The organism is Leucobacter sp. GX24907 (assembly GCF_053567335.1).
The window spans coordinates 313,110-333,085 of sequence record NZ_JBSGPD010000002.1; the positions used below are offsets into that span (position 1 = coordinate 313,110).

The following is a 19,976-nucleotide window of genomic DNA, read 5'->3' on the forward strand; positions in this document are numbered from 1 at the left end:
CCTGGGAGGTCGTCTGATCACTCACCGGCTCTCCCTTCCTCGTCTGCGGTCTCGGAGCCGAGGGCATCCGCGATTGTCGCAGCTCGTTCCTTGATCCGACGTTCCAGCCCGTCGGCTCCGCCACTCAGGATGCTACGCGATTCGTTCGCGAGAAGTGCGGTACCGAGCCCACCGAAGATTCGACCTGCGTCCTCGATGCGTGCACCCTGATGGCCGAATCCCGGCGCGAGAACGGGCAACGCCGGCCCCGAGGAACGGGGTGCTGTATCGATGCCGAAATCGAAGAGGTCCAGTGTCGCCCCGAGCACCACCCCGACAGATCCGACCACAGCATCCGCGCATTCCACCGTGTTCGTCGCCTCGGCATCATCCACCACAGCCCGGGCGACGGTGCGTCCATCTGCACGGACGGCGCGCTGGGTATCACGCGCCTCCGGGTTCGAGGTCGCCGCCAGCACGAACAATCCCTTGCCATGATCGCGCACGTGGTTCAGAGCCCCGGCCAGGCTGCCGAAGCCCTGGTAGGCCGCAACCGTCATCGCATCGGATTCGAGCGGTGAGCCGGGACGTAACCACGCATCGGCGTACGCGGTGAAGCTCGATCCGATATCACCGCGCTTCACGTCGGCGACGACGAGCAAGCCTGCCGCGCGCGCATCGGCGAGCACACGCTCGAGTGCGACGAGACCCGCCGATCCGAATCGTTCGAAGAACGCGACCTGCGGCTTCACACACGCTGCGGTACCGGCTGCAGCGGCGACCACGGAGCGGCCGAGTCGTTCAGCGCCGCTCGCATCATCGTTCAGGCCCCACTCCGCCAGCACCGGACTGTGCGGGTCGATGCCGGCGCAGAGGTGCCGGCCCGCGGCGATCTCCGCCGCGAGCCGGTCACCGAAATTGGCCTTCGTCATCAGAGCGCACGCTCCAGCGCCTGCTCTCGAGCGGTCTGGTACTCCTGCAGTGACGTCACTGCGAAGCCCGAGATCTGCGCGGACAGGGCCCCCACGGCTGCCGACAGCTCGGAGACCGTTGTGAAGATCGGCTTGTCTGCGGCCACAGCTGCTGCGCGGATCTCGTATCCATCGGCCCGTGCAGAGCTGCCCGACGGTGTGTTCACGATCATGTCGATCTCACCGCGATTGATGAGATCGACGACCGTCTCCCCCTCGGCGTGGGCGGAGTGCTTGCGCACGACCTCGCTGGCGACACCGTTGCGGGCCAACACGACCTGAGTGCCCTGCGTCGCAACCACGCGGTACCCGAGTTCGCTCAGTCGTCGAGCGGGCAGCACCACCGAGCGCTTGTCGCGATCGGCGACCGAGATGAAGACGGTCCCCGACTTCGGCAGCTCGCTGCCGGCCGCCGACTGGCTCTTCGCAAACGCAGTCGGGAAATCGCGATCCATGCCCATGACCTCACCGGTTGAACGCATCTCGGGGCCGAGCAGCGAGTCGACGACGAGTCCCTCGTTCGTACGGAAACGTTTGAACGGGAGCACGGCTTCCTTCACCGCGATGGGCGCATCAATGGGTGCGCGCGAGCCGTCGCGTGCCGGCAGGAAACTCGCGTCGACCAGTTGCTGGATCGTCTCACCCGCCATGATGCGCGAGGCAGCCTTGGCGAGCGGGATCCCCAGCGCCTTCGAAACGAAGGGTACTGTGCGCGACGCGCGCGGATTCGCCTCGAGCACGTACAGCACGCCCTGGCCGATCGCGAACTGCACGTTCAGTAGACCGCGCACGCCGATGCCCTCAGCGATGCCGAGGGTGGCCTCACGAACCTTCTGAATCTGGTCGTGGCCGAGGGTGACCGGCGGCAGGGTGCAGCTCGAGTCGCCGGAGTGCACGCCGGCCTCCTCGATGTGCTCCATCACTCCACCGATGTACAGCTGCTCGCCGTCGTAGAGCGCGTCGACGTCGATCTCAATGGCGTCGTCCAGGAAGCGGTCGACGAGCAGGGGGTGCCCCGGTCCGACGAGTGCGTGCCCCTCGATGCGCCCGAAGTAGCCTCTCAGCGAGTCGGTATCGTAGACGATCTCCATACCGCGGCCGCCGAGTACGAACGATGGACGTACGAGTACCGGGTAGCCGATCTCTTCGGCGACGCGTACCGCGCCCTCCTCATCAATCGCGGTGCCATTGCGGGGAGCGACGAGCCCTGCTCCATCGAGAATGGCCGAGAACGCACCGCGCTCTTCGGCGAGGTCAATCGCTTCCGGGGTGGTGCCGAGAATCGGCACACCCGCGTCCTTCAACGGCTGCGCGAGGCCGAGTGCGGTTTGTCCGCCGAGCTGCACGACGACTCCGAGCAGTTCGCCCGACTGCTGTTCCGCGTAGATCACCTCGAGCACGTCCTCGAGCGTCAACGGCTCGAAGTACAGGCGGTCCGAGGTGTCGTAGTCGGTGGATACCGTCTCGGGGTTGCAGTTGATCATGATGGTTTCATAGCCCGCCTCGGAGAGTGCGAACGACGCGTGCACGCAGGAGTAGTCGAACTCGACACCCTGTCCGATGCGGTTCGGCCCCGATCCGAGGATCACGACCTTCTTGCGGTCGGAGGCCTGGACCTCGGTCTCGAGGTCGTACGACGAGTAGTGGTACGGCGTGAGGGCGGGGAACTCGCCGGCGCAGGTGTCGACCGTCTTGAACACGGGACGCAGCCCGAGACCGTGGCGAAGCCCCCGGATCTCAGATTCCGAGACTCCGCGAATCGCCGAGATCTGAGCATCGCTGAAGCCGTGATCCTTGGCCTCCCGCAGCACGTCAAGGGTGAGTTGCGGGGCGGCTTGGAGGCGCTCGGCGACCTCATTGATGAGCTGGATCTGATCGAGGAACCAGGGGTCGATCGCGGTCGCGTCGAAGACCTGCTCGACCGTTGCACCGAGGCGCAGCGCCTGCTGCACGTCGACGATGCGTCCGTCAGTGGGGCGGACGATCGATGCGAGCAGCTCGTCGACCGTGCGCTCCTGCGGCCCCCAGTGGAACGAGGTGCCGCGCTTCTCCAGGGAGCGCAACGACTTCTGCAATGCGGTCGTGAAGTTGCGACCGATCGCCATGGCTTCTCCCACCGACTTCATGGTCGTGGTGAGCGTGTCGTCGGCAGCGGGGAACTTCTCGAATGCGAAACGCGGGGCCTTGACGACGACGTAGTCGATGGTCGGTTCGAAGCTCGCCGGCGTCTTCTGCGTGATGTCGTTGGGAATCTCGTCGAGTCGGTAGCCGATCGCGAGCTTGGCGGCGATCTTCGCGATCGGGAAGCCGGTGGCCTTCGACGCGAGTGCCGAGGAACGGGACACACGCGGGTTCATCTCGATGACGATCACCCGGCCGGTCTGCGGGTCGATGGCGTACTGGATGTTGCAGCCACCGGTATCGACGCCCACGCGGCGGATGATGTCGATGCCGATGTCGCGCAGCTTCTGGAACTCGCGGTCGGTGAGCGTCAGCGCCGGGGCCACCGTGATCGAGTCACCGGTGTGCACACCGACGGCGTCCACATTCTCGATCGAGCAGACGACCACGGTGTTGTCGGACTGGTCTCGCATGAGCTCGAGCTCGTACTCCTTCCAACCGAGAATCGACTCCTCGAGAAGCACTTCGCTGGTGGGGCTGTAGTGCAGTCCGTCGCCCGCGATGCGGATGAGGTCCTCTTCGGTGTAGGCGAAGCCGGACCCGAGGCCCCCCATCGTGAAGGAGGGGCGCACGACGAGCGGGTACCCAAGGTCCTTCGCGAATTCCTTCGCTTCTTCGAGTGTGTGCGCGATATGCGATCGGGCGACATCGGCGCCCGATTCGATCACGAGGTCCTTGAAGATCTGCCGATCCTCACCGCGCTGGATCGCCTCGACTTTCGCACCGATGAGTTCCACGTCGTGCTTCTCGAGAATGCCCTGCTCATGCAGTGCCATGGCCGCGTTCAGCGCGGTCTGCCCGCCGAGGGTGGGCAGGATCGCGTCCGGACGCTCCTTGACGATGATCGATTCGATCACCTCAGGTGTGATCGGCTCGACGTAGGTGGCATCGGCGAAGTCGGGATCGGTCATGATGGTCGCCGGGTTCGAGTTCACCAGGATGACGCGCACGCCCTCCTCGCGCAGCACGCGACAGGCCTGGGTTCCCGAGTAGTCGAACTCGCAGGCCTGGCCGATGACGATCGGGCCGGAGCCGATGACGAGGACGGAGTTGATGTCTTGGCGCTTGGGCATCGGGTTAGGCCTCCTGGGTATCGGCGGTCGAGCTGGCGGAGCGATTCGCGACGAGCTCGCGGAACCGGTCGAAGAGGTAGAACGCATCGTGCGGGCCCGCGGCGGCCTCCGGGTGGTACTGCACGGAGAATGCCGGGATGTCGAGGCACTCGAGCCCTTCGACCACGTGGTCGTTCAGGCTGTAGTGGCTCACACGCACCTTGCCGAAGCCCGCGGGAGCATCGATGTCGCCTTCGATGGGCGCATCGACGGCGAAGCCGTGGTTCTGCGCGGTGATCTCGACGCGGCCGGTGCGCTTGTCGAGCACTGGCTGGTTGATGCCGCGATGCCCGAACGGCAGCTTGTACGTGCCGAAACCGAGGGCCCGGCCGAGCAGCTGGTTGCCGAAGCAGATGCCGAAGTAGGGCAGGCCGTCGCGCAGCAGCTGGGCCAGCAGTTCCACCTGCGCGTCGCTGGCTGCAGGATCACCCGGGCCGTTCGAATAGAAGAGAGCATCAGGGGCGATCTCGCGGATCTCCTCGAGCGTCGTCGTCGCCGGCAGCACGATCACGTCGAAGCCGTGCTCGCTCAGGTACTGCACGGTGGCGCGTTTGATCCCGAGATCGAGAACCGCGATGGAGCCGATGCGTGCGGTGTCCGCGGACGCGGGCACGTCGTATCGCTCCGGCGTCGTGACCTCGGCGGAGAGATTCTTCCCGGCCATCGAGGCCTGCTCGAGGACGAGCGCGAGCTGCTCGTCTTCGCTCAGCTCGTAGTCGGCGCCGGAGAAGATGCCGGAGCGCATCGCGCCGACCGAACGGATGCGTCGTGTCACGGCACGGGTATCGATGCCGGAGATGCCCACGACACCGTCGTTCACGAGATCCTCATCGAGTGAGCGTTCGGCGCGGAAGTTCGAAATACGACGTGCAGGATCGCGCACGACGAAGCCGGACACCCAGATCTTTCGCGACTCCATGTCGGTGTCGTTGGTGCCGGTATTGCCAATGTGCGGCGCCGTCATCATCACGATCTGGCCCGCGTACGACGGGTCGGTGAGGGTCTCCTGGTACCCGGTCATGCCCGTCGAGAAGACCGCTTCGCCGAGCGTTCGGCCGGTGGCTCCATATGCGCGACCCTCGTAGCGGCTGCCGTCTTCGAGCACCAGTACCGCGGGGCCCGCCGTCAGCGCGTGAGTCGGAGGTGCCGTCGGCGCCTCATGAGCTGTGTTCGTAGTCACGAATCCTCCTGAATGGTCTCGGTCTGTGTCGGTGCGCCGCTTGCAGGCGGCGGTGTCTGTGTGGGCCCAGTGCCGGTATTCGCGTTACCGAGCATCCGGTCGATGGCCTCCTCGAAGCGGGTCTGCTGCTCCGGGGTGCCGAAACGGAAGCTCGACTCGAGCGGCTTTCCATTGCTCTCCCAGCGCAGCAGCGAGAGGCCATGGGATTCCACAGCCTTGCCGATCCGCATATTGGTGGTGCCGCGACCGCGCACCTGCGCAGCCTCGATGGAGACGGGGCCTTCGCCGGTGACCTGGATGGTGACCCCATCAGTACGTACCGTGAGTTCCGCGTTCCCGCGATAGCTGAGCCCAGGCGCTGCTACGCGCACGAGCGGCTGTCCTTCCGGCGTCGTGGAGACGTATCCGGCTCGAGGCAGGCTCTCGAGCACCTCGCCCGAGAGCGGCACGCGCAGCACCGCGACATCCGCGTCGCGTCGTGCGCGTCCGCGCCAAGCGAGCCACATCATGATGAAGACGATGATGGCGACTGCGATGACGAGGATCGCGAAGACCGGGCGGTTCATCGCTGGTCCTCCGAGGCCCGCGCCGCCGCTGCCACCGTCTGGACGTCGACGAGTTCACCATCGAGCAAGGTCGGGTAGCCGCGGCGGATGGTGCAGCGAACGCTGCCCGGCACCTCGATGCCGAGGAACGGGGAGTTCGTGCTGAGCCCCTTGAGTCGGCTGACATCGAAGACGCTCACCGCTCCGGGATCGACCAAGACGAGGTCTGCCGGCTGACCGGGCTCGAGTGCTGTCGGGTGGCCCGGTCCCCCCTCAGTGCCCAGACGGCCGATCTCTGCCGGACGGTGCGAGAGCAACTGCTCGAGCTCTGCCCAGCTCGCATGCCCCTCGGTGATCAGCGTCAGAATCGCGATGGGCAGGGCCGATTCGAGCCCGACCATGCCGAAGGCGGCGACATCCCACTCGCACTCCTTCGACTCCGTCGGGTGCGGGGCGTGATCGGTCGCGACGATGTCGATCACCCCGTCGGCGACCGCCTGACGCAGCGCGCGCACATCCGAGTCGCGCCGCAGCGGCGGATTCACCTTGTAGCGCGCGTCGTAGCTCCGGGCCAGCTCCTCGGTGAGAATCAGGTGGTGCGGCGTGACCTCGGCGGTGACCTGCACGCCGCGGGCCTTCGCCCAGCGCACGACCTCGACCGACCCCTCGGTCGACAGGTGACAGATGTGCAGTCGCGCACCGAGATGCTCGGCGAGCAGGCAGTCTCTCGCGATAATCGATTCCTCTGCGACCGCCGGCCACCCCTTGAGTCCGAGCTCGCTCGAGAGCGCGCCCTCGTTCATCTGCGCCCCCTCGGTGAGCCGCGGGTCTTGCGCGTGCTGCGCGATGACGCCGTCGAAGCTCTTCACATACTCGAGGGCGCGACGCATCAGCAGCGGATCGTGCACGCATTTGCCGTCGTCCGAGAACACCCGTACGGCGGCGCGTGACTGCGCCATCGCGCCGATCTCGCTCAGGCGCTCTCCCGCGAGATCGTCGGTGACTGCGCCGATCGGGCGCACCGTGGCGTAGCCGGCCGCGTCTCCGAGGGCCTGCACTTGCTCGACGACGCCGGCGGTGTCAGACACCGGCAATGTGTTCGCCATCGCGAACACCGTTGTGAACCCGCCGGCCGCCGCAGCGCGTGTTCCGGTGAGCACGGTCTCCGACTGTTCGAAACCGGGTTCGCGCAGGTGCGTGTGCAGGTCGACGAGCCCGGTCAGGGCGACCAGCCCGTCGGCCTCGATGACGCGCTCGCCGTCGCGGGCCTCGAGCCCGCCCTCGGCCTGGGTCGCGCGTTCGACGATCTCTCCGTGCGCGATGCGCAGATCGGTTGGGGCCGCTGCGGCCAGGTCTGCGCTCCGTTCGGTCAGGTCTGCCGCGAGGCGCGCCCCACGGATCAGGATGCCGGTCGTGCTCATTCGCTCACTTCTCTTTCGCCGCTCAGCAGGAGGTATAGGGCCGCCATACGCACCGATACACCGTTCGCGACCTGCTCGAGCACGGTCGATCGTTCGGAGTCGGCGGCGGCGGATGAGATCTCGAGACCGCGGTTCATTGGTCCCGGATGCATGATGATTGCGCGTTCGGCGAGCTTCGCGAGCCGAGCGTCGTCGAGGCCCCAGTTCCGTGCGAACTCGCGCTCGTTCGGGAAGAACGCGGCGTGCATCCGCTCCGTCTGGATGCGCAGCAGCATGACGACCTCGGGGCGTTCGACGCGCAACGCCTCGTCGAACGAGTGGTAGATCGTGACTGGCCAGGCTCTGGCGCCGTAGGGCAGGAGTGTCTCCGGCGCGACGAAGCTGATCTGCGCGCCGAGCGCGCTCAGCAGCCAGAGATTCGACCGGGCGACGCGGGAATGCGCGATGTCGCCGACGATGACCACGCGTACACCGTCGAGGTCTCGCTCGCGCGAGGCGTCTCCGTGCAGTCTGCGGCGCATCGTGAACGCGTCGAGGAGCGCCTGCGTGGGGTGCTCATGCGTGCCGTCGCCCGCGTTCAGCACTCCCGCGTCGATCCATTCGCTGCGGGCGAGCCGCTCAGGCGCTCCGCTCGCGGGGTGCCGGATCACCACTCCGTCAGCGCCGATCGCTTGCAGCGTCTGCGCGGTGTCTTTCAGCGATTCGCCTTTGGAGACGGACGATCCCTTCGCGCTGAAATTGATGACATCAGCGCTCAGGCGCTTCGCTGCAGCTTCGAAGGAGATGCGGGTGCGCGTCGAATCCTCGTAGAAGAGGTTGACGACGGTCTTGCCACGGAGCGTGGGCAACTTGCGCATCTCGCGCTGCTGCGTCGCGGCCATTTCCTCGGCGGTGTCGAGGATGAGGATCGCCTCTTCGCGCGAGAGGGTGCGCGTGTCGAGCAGGTGCCTCATGCGGGTGCGCTCCCGCCTGCTTCGGGCGCGCTGGGATCGACTCCCCCGATATCCACGGAATCCTCGCCGTCGATCTCGTGCAAGCGCACAGAGATGCGCTCATGCTTCGCGCTCGGCAAGTTCTTGCCGATGTAGTCGGCACGGATCGGGAGTTCACGATGCCCACGGTCGATGAGAGCGGCGAGTCGCACCGCGCGCGGTCGCCCGTGATCGTTCAGCGCATCGAGTGCGGCTCGCACCGTGCGACCCGAGAAGAGTACGTCGTCGACCAGCACGACGGTGGCGTCATCGACGCCCTCTGGGGGCATCTCGGTCGGCTGCGGAGAACGCATCGGCTGCTGCGCAAGGTCGTCACGATACATGGTCACGTCGAGCTGCCCGACAGGCACGTCGACTCCTTCGATGCGGGAGATGATCTCGGCGACGCGGCGGGCGAGCAGGGCCCCGCGTGTGGGGATACCGACGAGCACGAGCCCTTCGACGCCCTTATTGGCCTCGATGATTTCATGCGAGATTCGGGTCAGTGCCCGCGAGATCTCGGCGCCCTCGAGCACCCTTCGCGTTCCCATACCGAGCCCCCCTTCTCCGCCTCACAGGACGGCCTTTAAAGAAAAGCTGCAACGTCGATCAGTCTAGCGCACTGCGCTCGCCTTCACGCTCCGACGGCGTGCTCGGCGATGCGTCCGAGCACGCCGTTGACGAAACGACCGGAGTCGTCCGTCGAATATTCCTTGGCGAGCTCTACAGCCTCGTCGATTGCCACTGGAGCGGGCACCTCAGGGTTGTGCAGAATCTCCCAAGACGCGATACGCAGCAACGCGCGATCGATGTTTGGCATACGCTCCAGGCTCCAGCCCTGCGCATAGCTCGTGATCAATTCGTCGATCTCATCACGGTGATCAGAGACGCCATCGACGATCTCACGTGCGTACAGCCAGGAGGCCAGTCGATCCGGCTCTTTCGAGGCGCGCTGCGACTCGGCTCCGACAATGCTGTCGAGAGACTCGTTTCGCACGTCGGCCTGGAACAGCATGTCCAGTGCGCGCTTGCGGGCCTTAGTACGGGCACTCATCCTCTGCGGCGCCGGCTAGTCGTTGACTCGACCGAGGTAGTCACCCGTGCGCGTGTCGACCTTCACCTTGGTGCCGGACTCCAGGAACAGCGGCACCTGGATCTCAGCACCCGTGTCCACGGTCGCGGGCTTCGTGCCGCCGGTGGAACGGTCACCCTGCAGGCCCGGCTCCGTGTACGTGATCTCGAGCACGACCGAGGCGGGCATCTCGACGTACAGCGGCTCGCCCTCGTGCAGCGCGATCTGCACCTGCTGATTCTCGAGCATGAACTTCGACGCATCGCCGACAACGGTGCCAGACACCGTCAGCTGGTCGTAGTCGGACTGGTCCATGAAGACGAAGTCAGCACCGTCCTGGTACAGGTACTGGTAATCGCGGCGATCGACGAGGGCGGTCTCGATCTTCGCACCCGCGTTGTAGGTCTTGTCGATGATCTTGCCCGACACCACGTTCTTCTGCTTCGTGCGGACGAATGCGCCACCCTTGCCCGGCTTGACGTGCTGGAACTCGACCACGCTCCAGAGCTGACCGTTCTCTTTGATGACGGTACCGTTCTTGATGTCGTTCGAGGTTGCCATATGCTCCGTGCTCTCCGGTTGTGTCGGGTTCGGGCGCGAAACCGCGCCGGTCAAGTCTACACCGGGATCATTCCGGGCCGTTTGGAAGGCACCCACAAACCTGATGCAGAGCCCCGACAACGCTCGTATCCTCAGCTCATGCACATGATCTTTCGCACGCTCTGGCACCTCCTCTTCGTCGGACCGCGCGGCACGAGAATCGACTTCGACCGGGTTGCCCGCTCCCGATTTCGCGTGTGGCCCACCGACCTCGACGTTCTGGGCCACATGAACAATGGCAAGTACCTGTCGATCATGGATGTCGCGCGGTTCGATCTGATTCAGCGCAACGGTGCCATGCGCATCTTCAAGACGCAGGGCTGGTACCCGGTCGTGGTGAGCCAGACGATCTCGTATCGCAAGTCGCTGCATCCGTGGCAGCGGTTCTGGATCGAAACGAAGATCCTCGGATTTGACGAACGAGCCGTCTACATCGAGCAACGCTTCGTTCGCCCCGATACGCATCGTCGACCTGAGATCTATGCTCGTGCCCACGTGCGCGCACGCATCCTTCGCCGCTCCGGCGGAACCGTGCCCGTGAGCGAGGTCATCGAGCGCACCGGCGCGGACCCCTCCACCCTCATCGTGCCCGATGCTGTCCTCGCGTGGGGCGCCGAGACTCGCCTCCCCGCGACGCGGGCGGAGGCTCCGAGCAACTGGGAGTGAGCCGCGTTCAGCCGCGCACGCGGAACAGCTTCGCCGCGGCCTCGATCACCGCAGGATGCTCGACGCTGAGGTTCTGGATGCCGACGAGTCGGATGCCCGGAGGCGGCTCGCCCTCGCTCCCCCACAGCACAACGGAGGTCTCCGAGGGCATCTGGCTCGACCACCAGGAGAGCCCCGAGAACTGTTCACCGCTCGTCTCGAAGATTCGGCGTGCGAGTGTTTGGGTGACCCCGAGATCGTGCACGACGACCCGGCTCGGCGCGATGTCGAGTTCGAGCAGCGTTTCGGCGTCGTCGAGATCGAGCAGCTCCGGCTCGTCCTGCGAAAGCTCGAACTCCGCGATCGCCCGAGGATGACCCTGCGGGGTGAGGAAGACCTCGGGGATCCACCGGGACTTGCTGTAGAAACTCTCGGCGACGGCGCCCACCTGGCTGCGCGAGAAGTACCAGGAGTCGTAGAGGTCGCTGTTGTCCCAGCGACCGTGCAATTGCGGCCTCGGGACGAAGGACCAGTGCCCCGGACGCCCTCGACGCGCACCCGGGATCCGCGGATAGCAGCGGAAGAGACGCAACGGTTCGCTCGACATCGAACCCCTACGCGTACGCGCCTTCGTCTTCGGCGTCGATCGCCCCGATCACCTCGGCGATACGCCCGAGCTTGATGCACTCCCTGGGAGTCGAACCGCGGAGGAACTGATTCGGCGAATCAAGCCAGATCGGCACCACCCGTTCATGCATCGTGGCTTCGGCGCGCGCGACGATATAGGCGAAGTCCATGATCGTACGAGCGGAATCGGGCGAGGGCGTCTGCGTGCCCTGCTTCCACCGCGTCACCTGCGAGGGCCGCACGCCGATCAGATCGGCGAGTAGCGCTCCGTTGCCCGCAGCCTGCAGCAGCATGCGGAAGCCATCGCCGAAGGCGGTGCCAGGAACGATCGGAGTCGCGGTACTCATACCTCGATTCTACGCGCAACTCTCAGATTGCGCGAGTGGAAAGACCCGCAGGATCCATTCGCCCCTCGTCAGTTCGCGATCTCCTGGTAAGCGAGTTGCAGCATGCCGTCGTCGGCCCCCGAAAGTACGCGCGGCTTCGCAACGTCATCGAGCACGATGAAGCGCAACATGCCCGCTCGTGCCTTCTTGTCGCGTTGCATCGTCGCAAGCAGCCCTTGCCACCGACCGGCAGGGTACGAGAGCGGCAACCCGAGGGCGCTGAGGATGCTGCGGTGCCGCTCGACGACTTCGTCCGAGAGCGAGCCGACCAGGCGTCCGAGCTCCGCCGCGTAGACCATTCCGATCGCGACGGCGACGCCGTGACGCCACTGGTAGCGCTCCGCGTGCTCGATCGCGTGGCCAAGCGTGTGGCCGTAGTTGAGAATCTCCCTCAGGCCGCCCTCGCGGAAGTCTTCCGAGACCACCCGAGCCTTGACTCCGATCGAGAGCTCGACCAGGCGCTGGAACTCGGGAGTCGCAGGGTCCGTGGCTCGATCGACATCTGCCTCGATGATGTCGAGGATCTCGGGCTCCGCGATGAAACCGTACTTCACGACTTCGGCGAACCCGGCGAGGATCTCGTTCTTGGGCAGCGTCTCGAGGAGGTCGAGGTCGCAGACCACCGCTTTCGGTGCGTAGAAGCAGCCGACGAGGTTCTTCCCCTCCGCTGTATTGATGCCCGTCTTGCCGCCGACCGCGGCATCGACCGTGCCCAGCACGGTCGTGGGCACCTGTACGAGTGGCACGCCGCGCAACCAGGTCGCGGCGACGAATCCCGCGAGGTCGGTCACCGCACCGCCCCCGAGTCCGACGATCGCATCGGTACGGGTGAAGTCTGCCTGACCGAGAATCTGCCAGCAGAAGGACGCGACCTCGACGCGCTTCGCCGACTCCGCATCGGGAACTTCGGCGAGCAGCACCTGCTCGAAGCGCTCCTGCAATGCCGAGCGCAACTCATCGGCCCGGCGCCCCACGGTCGGCGTGTGAATGATCAGCACCTTCCTGGCACGATCCCCGATCGCGTCTGCGATACGACCGCTCAGACCTCTGCCGACGATCACCTCGTAGTCGGCCTCTCCACCAACGCTGATCACGGTCGGCTGCTCACTCATTCTGATGCTACTCCTTCGGGTTCTCGGCGCGTCCAGAGCGTCGCTGCGACGCCCTGCCGCGGGCACGTACCCACTGGGCCGCGCGTTCGGTCAGCTGATCCTTCGTCGCACGGTCGGTGCGGAATGTCACGTCGGCAACCTCCTCGTAGAGCGGTTTCCGCTCCGCGAGGATGCGCCCCCAGGCCTCGGGATCATCGCGCAGAAGCGGACGTTTCGCGAGGTTGGCGGTTCGGAGTACAGCGCGCTGCGTGGTCATGAGCAAGATCACGGGGTGATCCGCCAGGCGTCTGCGGGTGTCGGGGTGCAACACCGCTCCCCCGCCCAATGCGAGGATTCTCGTGCCCTCGCGCTGCAGTTCTTCCGCGATGATCTCCGCTTCGATACGTCGGAATTCGGCCTCGCCGTGCGCTGCGAAGAAATCGGTGATCTGGCCGTGTCTGCGCACGAACAAGGCGTCGGAATCGACGAAGTCGATCTCGAGTTCGCGTGCGAGCCGTTTGCCGAGGCTCGTCTTTCCTGCGGCCATCGGACCGACGAGCACGACTGCCTGGCCAGGCAGTCGGTTACGCCGTCGCCGACGGGAGTTTCGTCCGCGACGTCTCGACGCCGGTTGTTCCGTCCGCCGCTCATTCGCTTCGACAATGGCGATGGGGCGCGTCTTGGGCGGCGTCGGAACGGGCCGCTGCGCGGGAGGGCCCGCGTCGCGCACGACCCGTCTCGATCCGCTCACGATTCGATGTCGGTCGCTAACCGATCCGGGATCGCCGACAGGTACGCCTCGAGATTGCGGCGGGTCTCGGCGACGCTGTCGCCTCCGAACTTCTCGCTCACCGCATCAGCGAGAACCAATGCAGTCATTGCCTCGGCGACGACTCCAGCCGCGGGAACCGCGGAGACGTCGCTGCGCTGATGATGTGCTTTCGTCTCCTCACCGGAGGCGACATCGACAGTCGGCAAGGCGTGCGGCACCGTCGCGATCGGTTTCATGCCGGCCCTGACTCGCAGCACCTGGCCCGTCGTCATTCCACCTTCGATGCCACCGGCGCGTCCGGTCTCACGGGTGATGACGCCGTCAGCGACGTGCAGTTCATCGTGGGCCGCCGATCCGCGCCGACGGGTCGTCTCGAAGCCATCGCCGACCTCGACCGCTTTAATCGCCTGGATGCCCATCAGCGCCCCGGCCAGGCGCGAGTCGAGCCGTCGATCCCAGTGCACGTACGAACCGAGCCCGGGCGGGAGCCCATATGCGAGCACTTCGACGATGCCGCCGATCGTGTCGCCCGACTTCTTCGTGTCGTCGACCTCGACCACCATGCGCGCGCTGGTCTCGGCGTCGAAGCAGCGCAGCGGATCCGCATCGAGAGCGGCCACGTCATCAGGGTGCGGCAGCGCAGCGCCGGCCGGAACGGCGACATCCCCCAGTGAGATCGTATGACTCACCAGTCTGATGCCGAGCTCGGCGAGGAAGGCCCTGGCGACTGCACCGAGCGCAACTCGAGCCGCGGTTTCGCGCGCACTCGCGCGCTCGAGCACCGGACGCGCCTCCGCGAACCCGTACTTCTGCATGCCCGTGAGGTCTGCATGACCCGGGCGCGGGCGGGTCAACGGCGCTCCTCGCCCACGCGACTTCTCGGACAATTCAGTCTTCTCCGGGCTCATCACCTCGACCCACTTGGGCCATTCGGTGTTCCCGATGCGGATTGCGACGGGGCCTCCGATCGAGACGCCCTGCACCACGCCACCGGAGAGGTTCAGCTCGTCCTGCTCAAACTTCATCCGTGAACCGCGGCCGTAGCCGAGCTTACGACGAGCAAGATCCTCGCGGATTCCGTCGAGCGAGACCGGCACACCAGCGGGAAGTCCCTCGAGGACGGCAATGAGTTCGGGGCCGTGGGATTCTCCGGCCGTGAGCCAACGCAGCATGTGTCCTATCTTTCCACATCGGCAGCGGCACCCGTGCCGGGTGAGGGATCAGTGGCGTTCTGCTCCCCCACGGCACGCCACATCCCGGCAAGCAGTGCCTCCTCGTCCTCAAGCTCCGCGCCGCCATCGCCGCGTACGAAGATGCGTACCTGGATGAGCGCCTGTTCGACGAGCATGCCGATGCCGGCATGCGCCCTTCCACCCGCGTGCTGCCAATGCGTCGCAAGCGGCGATGGCCAAGGATCGTAGGCGACGTCGAACAGTGGCGCCGCCGCAAGCTGCTCAGGGAGCACGAGCCCGGTACCCGCGGGGCCCGGAAGCGTCGAGATCACGAGCGTCGGAGTGCCCGAAGCAGTGGCGCCTCCGGCCTCCGTCAGCCGTTCCAACGCGGCGGGCGCGAGGAGGTGCGTCGTCGACATGCGCAATCCGGTCTCCGCGCCTGGTTCGCGGCTTCCCGAGAACTTCTGCACGAGTGCTGCCGCGGCCTCTTCGTTGCGGGCCACGACCTCGACGTGCTCGGCACCGAGACGCCGAGCAGCAAGCACTGCGGACACGGCGGTGGCCCCGGAGCCGATCACCGCAGTGCGCGTTGCATCGAGACCGGCCTTCGAGATCGCCGCAGCCAATCCGAGAACATCGGTGTTGAACCCCGCCCACCGCGGATCATCGGTGTCGAGTCGCAGCATCGTGTTCACCACGCCGCTCTCCTCGGCCACGGGGTCGCGCAGCGCCGACAGCCGGTAAGCCTCCTCCTTCAACGGCATCGTCACCGCGAAGCCGCGCCATCCACGCGACCGCTCTGCAAGATAGCCCTCGAGGTCTGCCGCGACGAGCTCGTCTCGATCAAACTCCCAGTCGAGTCCGAGCACCTCGTACGCTGCACGGTGAATCAGAGGGGATCGGGAGTGCGCGATGGGTGAACCGAGTACACGCAGTCGCGCGGGTTCGGCGGCCCCGAAATGCTGACTCTCCACGCTCAGCACCCCCGCGAGGAGTCGGCGTCGCACCAAGCACGGAGTTCGGCGACGGCCTGGTCGTGCGTCTCGATGTCGCTGCTGAAGGTCGATGATCCGCCACCGTCCGGAGTCACGACGAAGTACACCCAATCGCCCTTCTCGGGGTTGATCGCCGCTTCGATCGCGTCACGTCCGGGGTTCGCGATCGGTCCCACCGGCAGACCCTTGTGCATATAGGTGTTCCACAGGTTGTCGTCCGCCAACGCTTCATCAGTCGACCAGACGCTTCCGTCGTCGTGCTCCTGCGCGCCGTACTGGACGGTCGAATCCATCTCGAGCTTCATCCCCGCGTCCAGTCGGTTGAAGATCACTCGAGAGATCTTGCCGAAGTCTTCGATGGTGCCGCCCTCGCGTTGCACCATGGAGGCGATCGTGAGTACGCGCTCGCGATCCTTCTTCGCCACACCGAACTCATCGAGGTTGCGCTTCTGGTACTCGACCATCATCGCGATCGCCTGTTCAGCAGTCGTATCGGTTTCGAATTCGTAGGTCGCAGGGAACAGCCACCCCTCGAGTGACTCGGCGTTCTTCGGCAGGTCGTACGCCGAAGGATCCTCAGCCGCCTGTTGCAGCTCCTCGAGCGGAATGCCTGACCCGGCGGAGACGATTTCGAGCGTCTGATCGACGGTCGATCCTTCCGGGATCATCGCGGTGAGGTCCATACGATTGTCCGGGTTCTGCAGTGCGTCCAGAGCGGACTGCGCGCTCATCTGCAGTCGCAGCTCGTACGAGCCGGGCATGAACTCGACCGCGGGGTCCTGCGCGAGCAGCAACTCGTAGAAGGCCTCCGAGGTCTTCACGACGTCGGCTTCATCGAGCGACGCGGCGATGTCCTCACCAATCTCCCCCTCGGTGATGACCACGACGACCTCACCGCTGCCGTCACCCTCGTAGTCGTTCGAGACCCAGCCCATCGTTCGCGAGATGCGCTCGCCGTACTCGCCCCACAGGTACGCTCCCGCAATGCCGAGTCCACCGAGCAACACCGCCAGCACGATCAGAACGATGAGCAGACGCTTGCCCGCCCTCGCCCCTCGCTTCTCCTTGCTCATCGTGAGCTCCCCTCGTTCGTCTTCGGCTCGACCTCAGTGCCGGCGGGCACGCCCTGCGCGCGCTCACTGTCCAGGGCATGCTGCAGGATCACCACCGCAGCGGCCTGATCGATCACCGAACGGCTCTCCTTCGTCTTCTTGCCGGCGCGCCGCAACTGGGCCTGCGCCGACACGGTCGACAATCGCTCATCGACCAGGCGCACCTGCACGTCCCGCTGCTGCAATAGAGCAGCGAGACGCTGCGCAAAATCCTCTGCATCGTCAGTCGATTGCGTGCGGTCGCCGCGCAGGTTCAGCGGCAGCCCTACCACCACCTCGAACGCATCCACCTCGGCGACGATCGCGACGATTCGTCGCAGATCGGTATCTCCGCCGAGGTCGCGAGCGACGGTTTCGACGGGAGTCGCGAGCATTCCGTGCAGGTCGCAGCGGGCGACTCCGACGCGGGCCTTGCCCACATCGATGCCGAGTCGCACCCCGGAGCGCACCGGCCTAGCCCTCCAGCGCTCGACGGATCTCGACGAGTGCGTCGTCGATCTGTGAAGGATCGGTGCCGCCGCCCTGGGCGAGGTCGGGTTTGCCTCCGCCTCCGCCTCCGAGCGTCTTCGCACCGATCTTGACCAGATCTCCAGCCCGCACGCCGCGATCGCGTGCTCCGGCAGTGGTTGCCGCGATCACGACCGGTTTGCCCCCGGCATCACCCACGAGCACTACCGCAGCGCTTTCGGCAGCCAGTCGATCGCGCAGCTGAACCGCGAGTCCACGCAGCTCATCAGCCGAGCCGACCGTACCGAGCGACACGACCACCGCGGTGACCTCTCCGAGATGCTCAGCGCCGGCCAGCAGCTCGGGAACCCGTTGCGCGAGGCGCTCCGCCTCGAGCGCGGCGATCCGCTTCTCGGCCGCCTTCAGCTGAGCCCCCAGTTCGGAGACGCGATCCACCAGTTCAAGGCGCGGCACCTTCAGCCCGCTCGTGAGCTGCTGCACGATCGCGCGTTCGGCTGCGAAATTGCGGAATGCCTCGAGTCCGACGAGCGATTCGACACGGCGGTTCGCGGAGCCGACCGAGCTCTCGGAGACCAGGTTGATCATGCCGATCTCGGAAGAGCTCGACACATGCGTGCCGCCGCACAGCTCGCGCGACCAGGGGCCGCCGATGTCGACGACGCGCACCCGGTCACCGTACTTCTCTCCGAACAGAGCCATCGCGCCCATCGCTTTGGCTTCGTCGAGACCCATCTCTCGCGTCACGACGTCATAGTCCGAGCGGATCGCCAGGTTCGAGATCTCCTCGATCTCAGAGCGAGTCTCGGGTGAGAGCGCTTCGCTATGGGTGAAGTCCAAGCGCAGATATCCGGCCTTATTGTACGAACCGGCCTGGTGCGCGTTCGGGCCGAGCACGTCGCGCAGGGCAGCGTGCACGATGTGCGTGCCGGAGTGCGCCTGCGTCGCACCTCTGCGGTAGTCGGCGTCGACGCGCGTCTCGGCGCGCGCATCGAGACCGACCGTGCCGACGACCACTTTCACCGTGTGCACGACGAGGCCGGGCACCGGCTTCTGCACGTCGAGCACTTCGGCTTCGAAGCCGTCGCCGACGATGACGCCCTGGTCGGAGTCCTGACCGCCCGATTCTGCGAACAACGACGTCTCCGCGAGCACCACCTCTGCGATGTCTCCCTCGCGGGCCTCGGGTGCGGGCTGGCCGTCAACGACGATGCCCAGCACTCGGCTCTCCTGCACGAGTTCGTCGTAACCCGTGAAGGTGGTCTCGCCGAGCCCCCGCAGCTCCTTGTAGACGGAGAGGTCGGCGCGCTGCCCCTTCTTGGCCTTCGCGTCGGCCTTGGCGCGATCCCTCTGCTCCTGCATGAGCGTTGTGAAGACGTCGCGATCAACGCTCACCCCGGCTTCTTCCGCAATCTCAAGTGTGAGCTCGATCGGGAACCCGTGCGTGTCATGGAGCAGGAAGGCCGTGTCGCCCTCAACGCGCGCGTTCGCGTCCTGCGCACCGGAGATTGCACTGTCGAGGATCTGAATGCCCGCAGCGAGGGTGCGCAAGAAGGTCTTCTCCTCGGCGTAGGCCGCGCGCGAGATGAAGTCGAAGTCGCGCTCCACTTCCGGGTAGCCCGACCGCATGGCATCGCGAGCGATCGGGAAGAGGCGCTCGAACGTCGGCCCGTCGACTCCGAGGAGGCGCATGGAGAGGATGACCCGGCGCAGGAGGCGGCGCAGGATGTACCCGCGTCCCTCGTTCGAGGGGGTCACACCGTCGGCGATGAGCATGAGTCCGCTGCGCACGTGGTCGGCCACGACGCGGAGACGCACGTCGTCGGTCTCGTCGGCGCCGTAGGTCTTGCCGGCGAGCTCGGCCGCGGCGTCGAGCACGGGACGGACCTGGTCGATCTCGTACATGTTCTCGACGCCCTGCTTGAGGAACGCCACGCGCTCAAGGCCGAGACCCGTGTCGATGTTCTTCTTGGGCAGTTCTCCGACCACGGTGAAGTCGGTCTTCGACTTCACGTCGGTGATCTCGTACTGCATGAACACGAGATTCCAGATCTCGACGTACCTGTCGTCGTCGGTCGCCGGTCCGCCATCGGCGCCATAGGCGGGGCCGCGGTCGAAGAAGATCTCGGAGCAGGGCCCGGCCGGCCCGGGCTGACCGGTGGACCAGTAGTTGGTGTCTTTGCCGAGTCGTTGGATGCGCTCAATCGGCAATGATGAGTGCTCGAGCCACAGCGCGATCGCTTCCTCGTCCTCCTCGTACACGGTGACCCACAGGTCGTCGGGAGAGAACCCCAGGCCACCGGCGTCTTCGCTGCTGGTGAGCAGTTCCCAGGCGTACTTGATGGCATCTTCTTTGAAGTAGTCGCCGAAGGAGAAATTGCCGCACATCTGGAAGAAGGTGCCGTGCCGGGGAGTGCGGCCGACCTCTTCGATGTCGTTCGTGCGAATGCACTTCTGCACGCTGGTCGCCGAGGGGTAGGGAGCAGGCACCAGACCCGAGAGGTACGGCACGAACGGCACCATTCCAGCGACCGTAAACATCAGGCTGGGGTCATCGCTCACGAGCGAAGCCGAAGGCACCACGGTATGGCCCTTCTTCTCGAAGAAGTCGAGCCAGCGTCGCTGGATTTCTGCGGTCTGCATCTAGATGTGCTCTTTCGGTGAGGTCTGGGCGGTGGT

The 19,976-nt window shown here is 65.8% G+C and carries 19 protein-coding genes; 1 reads left to right on the forward strand and 18 read right to left on the reverse strand.

The features are described 5' to 3' along the window. Positions 1 to 17: 17 nt before the first annotated feature. The 9 genes from pyrF to efp all read right to left on the reverse strand — a co-directional run bounded on the left by pyrF (position 18) and on the right by efp (position 9,993). Entirely contained in the window at positions 18 to 911 is an 894-nt protein-coding gene (gene pyrF, locus ACUYV6_RS04345; protein ID WP_449277415.1) for an orotidine-5'-phosphate decarboxylase, read from the reverse strand. Further along, entirely contained in the window at positions 911 to 4,204 is a 3,294-nt protein-coding gene (carB, locus tag ACUYV6_RS04350; RefSeq protein ID WP_449277416.1) for a carbamoyl-phosphate synthase large subunit, read from the reverse strand. The genes pyrF and carB overlap by 1 nt, the downstream gene beginning before the upstream one ends. Before the next feature lie 4 nt (positions 4,205 to 4,208). After that, the gene (gene carA / locus ACUYV6_RS04355) at positions 4,209 to 5,372 is read right to left on the reverse strand and encodes a glutamine-hydrolyzing carbamoyl-phosphate synthase small subunit (protein ID WP_449277560.1); all 1,164 of its coding nucleotides are present in this window, start codon (positions 5,370 to 5,372) and stop codon (positions 4,209 to 4,211) included. A 47-nt stretch (positions 5,373 to 5,419) separates the two neighbouring features. Continuing rightward, a complete protein-coding gene (locus ACUYV6_RS04360; RefSeq protein WP_449277417.1) occupies positions 5,420 to 5,989 on the reverse strand; it encodes a PH-like domain-containing protein in 570 nt (189 codons plus the stop codon). Next, positions 5,986 to 7,389: a dihydroorotase gene (locus tag ACUYV6_RS04365; RefSeq protein WP_449277418.1), complete on the reverse strand. Its 1,404-nt coding sequence runs from the start codon at positions 7,387 to 7,389 to the stop codon at positions 5,986 to 5,988. The genes ACUYV6_RS04360 and ACUYV6_RS04365 overlap by 4 nt, the downstream gene beginning before the upstream one ends. Further along, positions 7,386 to 8,342, reverse strand: coding sequence for an aspartate carbamoyltransferase catalytic subunit (locus ACUYV6_RS04370; protein ID WP_449277419.1), 957 nt, complete (start codon positions 8,340 to 8,342; stop codon positions 7,386 to 7,388). Before ACUYV6_RS04370 ends, ACUYV6_RS04365 begins: the two co-directional genes overlap by 4 nt. Further along, on the reverse strand, positions 8,339 to 8,911 hold the full coding sequence (pyrR, locus tag ACUYV6_RS04375; protein ID WP_449277420.1) for a bifunctional pyr operon transcriptional regulator/uracil phosphoribosyltransferase PyrR: 573 nt from the start codon (positions 8,909 to 8,911) through the stop codon (positions 8,339 to 8,341). The genes ACUYV6_RS04370 and pyrR overlap by 4 nt, the downstream gene beginning before the upstream one ends. An 83-nt stretch (positions 8,912 to 8,994) precedes the next feature. Next, complete coding sequence (gene nusB, locus ACUYV6_RS04380) at positions 8,995 to 9,414, reverse strand: transcription antitermination factor NusB (RefSeq protein WP_449277421.1); 420 nt, start codon at positions 9,412 to 9,414, stop codon at positions 8,995 to 8,997. A 15-nt stretch (positions 9,415 to 9,429) separates the two neighbouring features. Beyond that, on the reverse strand, positions 9,430 to 9,993 hold the full coding sequence (gene efp / locus ACUYV6_RS04385; protein WP_449277422.1) for an elongation factor P: 564 nt from the start codon (positions 9,991 to 9,993) through the stop codon (positions 9,430 to 9,432). A gap of 138 nt (positions 9,994 to 10,131) precedes the next feature. Here efp and ACUYV6_RS04390 point away from each other — a divergent pair, with 138 nt between their 5' ends. After that, positions 10,132 to 10,698, forward strand: coding sequence for an acyl-CoA thioesterase (locus ACUYV6_RS04390; RefSeq protein WP_449277423.1), 567 nt, complete (start codon positions 10,132 to 10,134; stop codon positions 10,696 to 10,698). A 7-nt stretch (positions 10,699 to 10,705) separates the two neighbouring features. Here ACUYV6_RS04390 and ACUYV6_RS04395 read toward each other — a convergent pair whose 3' ends face one another. From ACUYV6_RS04395 to alaS, 9 genes are all read right to left on the reverse strand, one after another. Continuing rightward, a complete protein-coding gene (locus tag ACUYV6_RS04395) occupies positions 10,706 to 11,284 on the reverse strand; it encodes an RES family NAD+ phosphorylase (protein WP_449277424.1) in 579 nt (192 codons plus the stop codon). Positions 11,285 to 11,291: 7 nt separating this feature from the next. Then, the gene (locus tag ACUYV6_RS04400; protein ID WP_449277425.1) at positions 11,292 to 11,651 is read right to left on the reverse strand and encodes a hypothetical protein; all 360 of its coding nucleotides are present in this window, start codon (positions 11,649 to 11,651) and stop codon (positions 11,292 to 11,294) included. Positions 11,652 to 11,719: 68 nt separating this feature from the next. After that, complete coding sequence (gene aroB, locus ACUYV6_RS04405; protein WP_449277426.1) at positions 11,720 to 12,802, reverse strand: 3-dehydroquinate synthase; 1,083 nt, start codon at positions 12,800 to 12,802, stop codon at positions 11,720 to 11,722. A gap of 7 nt (positions 12,803 to 12,809) precedes the next feature. Next, positions 12,810 to 13,532, reverse strand: a complete 723-nt coding sequence (locus tag ACUYV6_RS04410) for a shikimate kinase (protein WP_449277427.1) — start codon at positions 13,530 to 13,532, stop codon at positions 12,810 to 12,812. Next, on the reverse strand, positions 13,529 to 14,725 hold the full coding sequence (gene aroC, locus ACUYV6_RS04415; RefSeq protein ID WP_449277428.1) for a chorismate synthase: 1,197 nt from the start codon (positions 14,723 to 14,725) through the stop codon (positions 13,529 to 13,531). Before aroC ends, ACUYV6_RS04410 begins: the two co-directional genes overlap by 4 nt. A gap of 5 nt (positions 14,726 to 14,730) precedes the next feature. Beyond that, a complete protein-coding gene (locus ACUYV6_RS04420) occupies positions 14,731 to 15,699 on the reverse strand; it encodes a shikimate dehydrogenase family protein (RefSeq protein WP_449277429.1) in 969 nt (322 codons plus the stop codon). A 2-nt stretch (positions 15,700 to 15,701) separates the two neighbouring features. Next, a complete protein-coding gene (gene mltG, locus ACUYV6_RS04425) occupies positions 15,702 to 16,793 on the reverse strand; it encodes an endolytic transglycosylase MltG (protein ID WP_449277430.1) in 1,092 nt (363 codons plus the stop codon). After that, positions 16,790 to 17,281 carry a Holliday junction resolvase RuvX gene (ruvX, locus tag ACUYV6_RS04430; protein WP_449277431.1) on the reverse strand — a complete coding sequence of 164 codons (492 nt, stop codon included), beginning with the start codon at positions 17,279 to 17,281 and terminating at the stop codon, positions 16,790 to 16,792. The genes mltG and ruvX overlap by 4 nt, the downstream gene beginning before the upstream one ends. A 4-nt stretch (positions 17,282 to 17,285) precedes the next feature. Further along, on the reverse strand, positions 17,286 to 19,940 hold the full coding sequence (gene alaS / locus ACUYV6_RS04435; RefSeq protein WP_449277432.1) for an alanine--tRNA ligase: 2,655 nt from the start codon (positions 19,938 to 19,940) through the stop codon (positions 17,286 to 17,288). Positions 19,941 to 19,976: the final 36 nt, after the last annotated feature.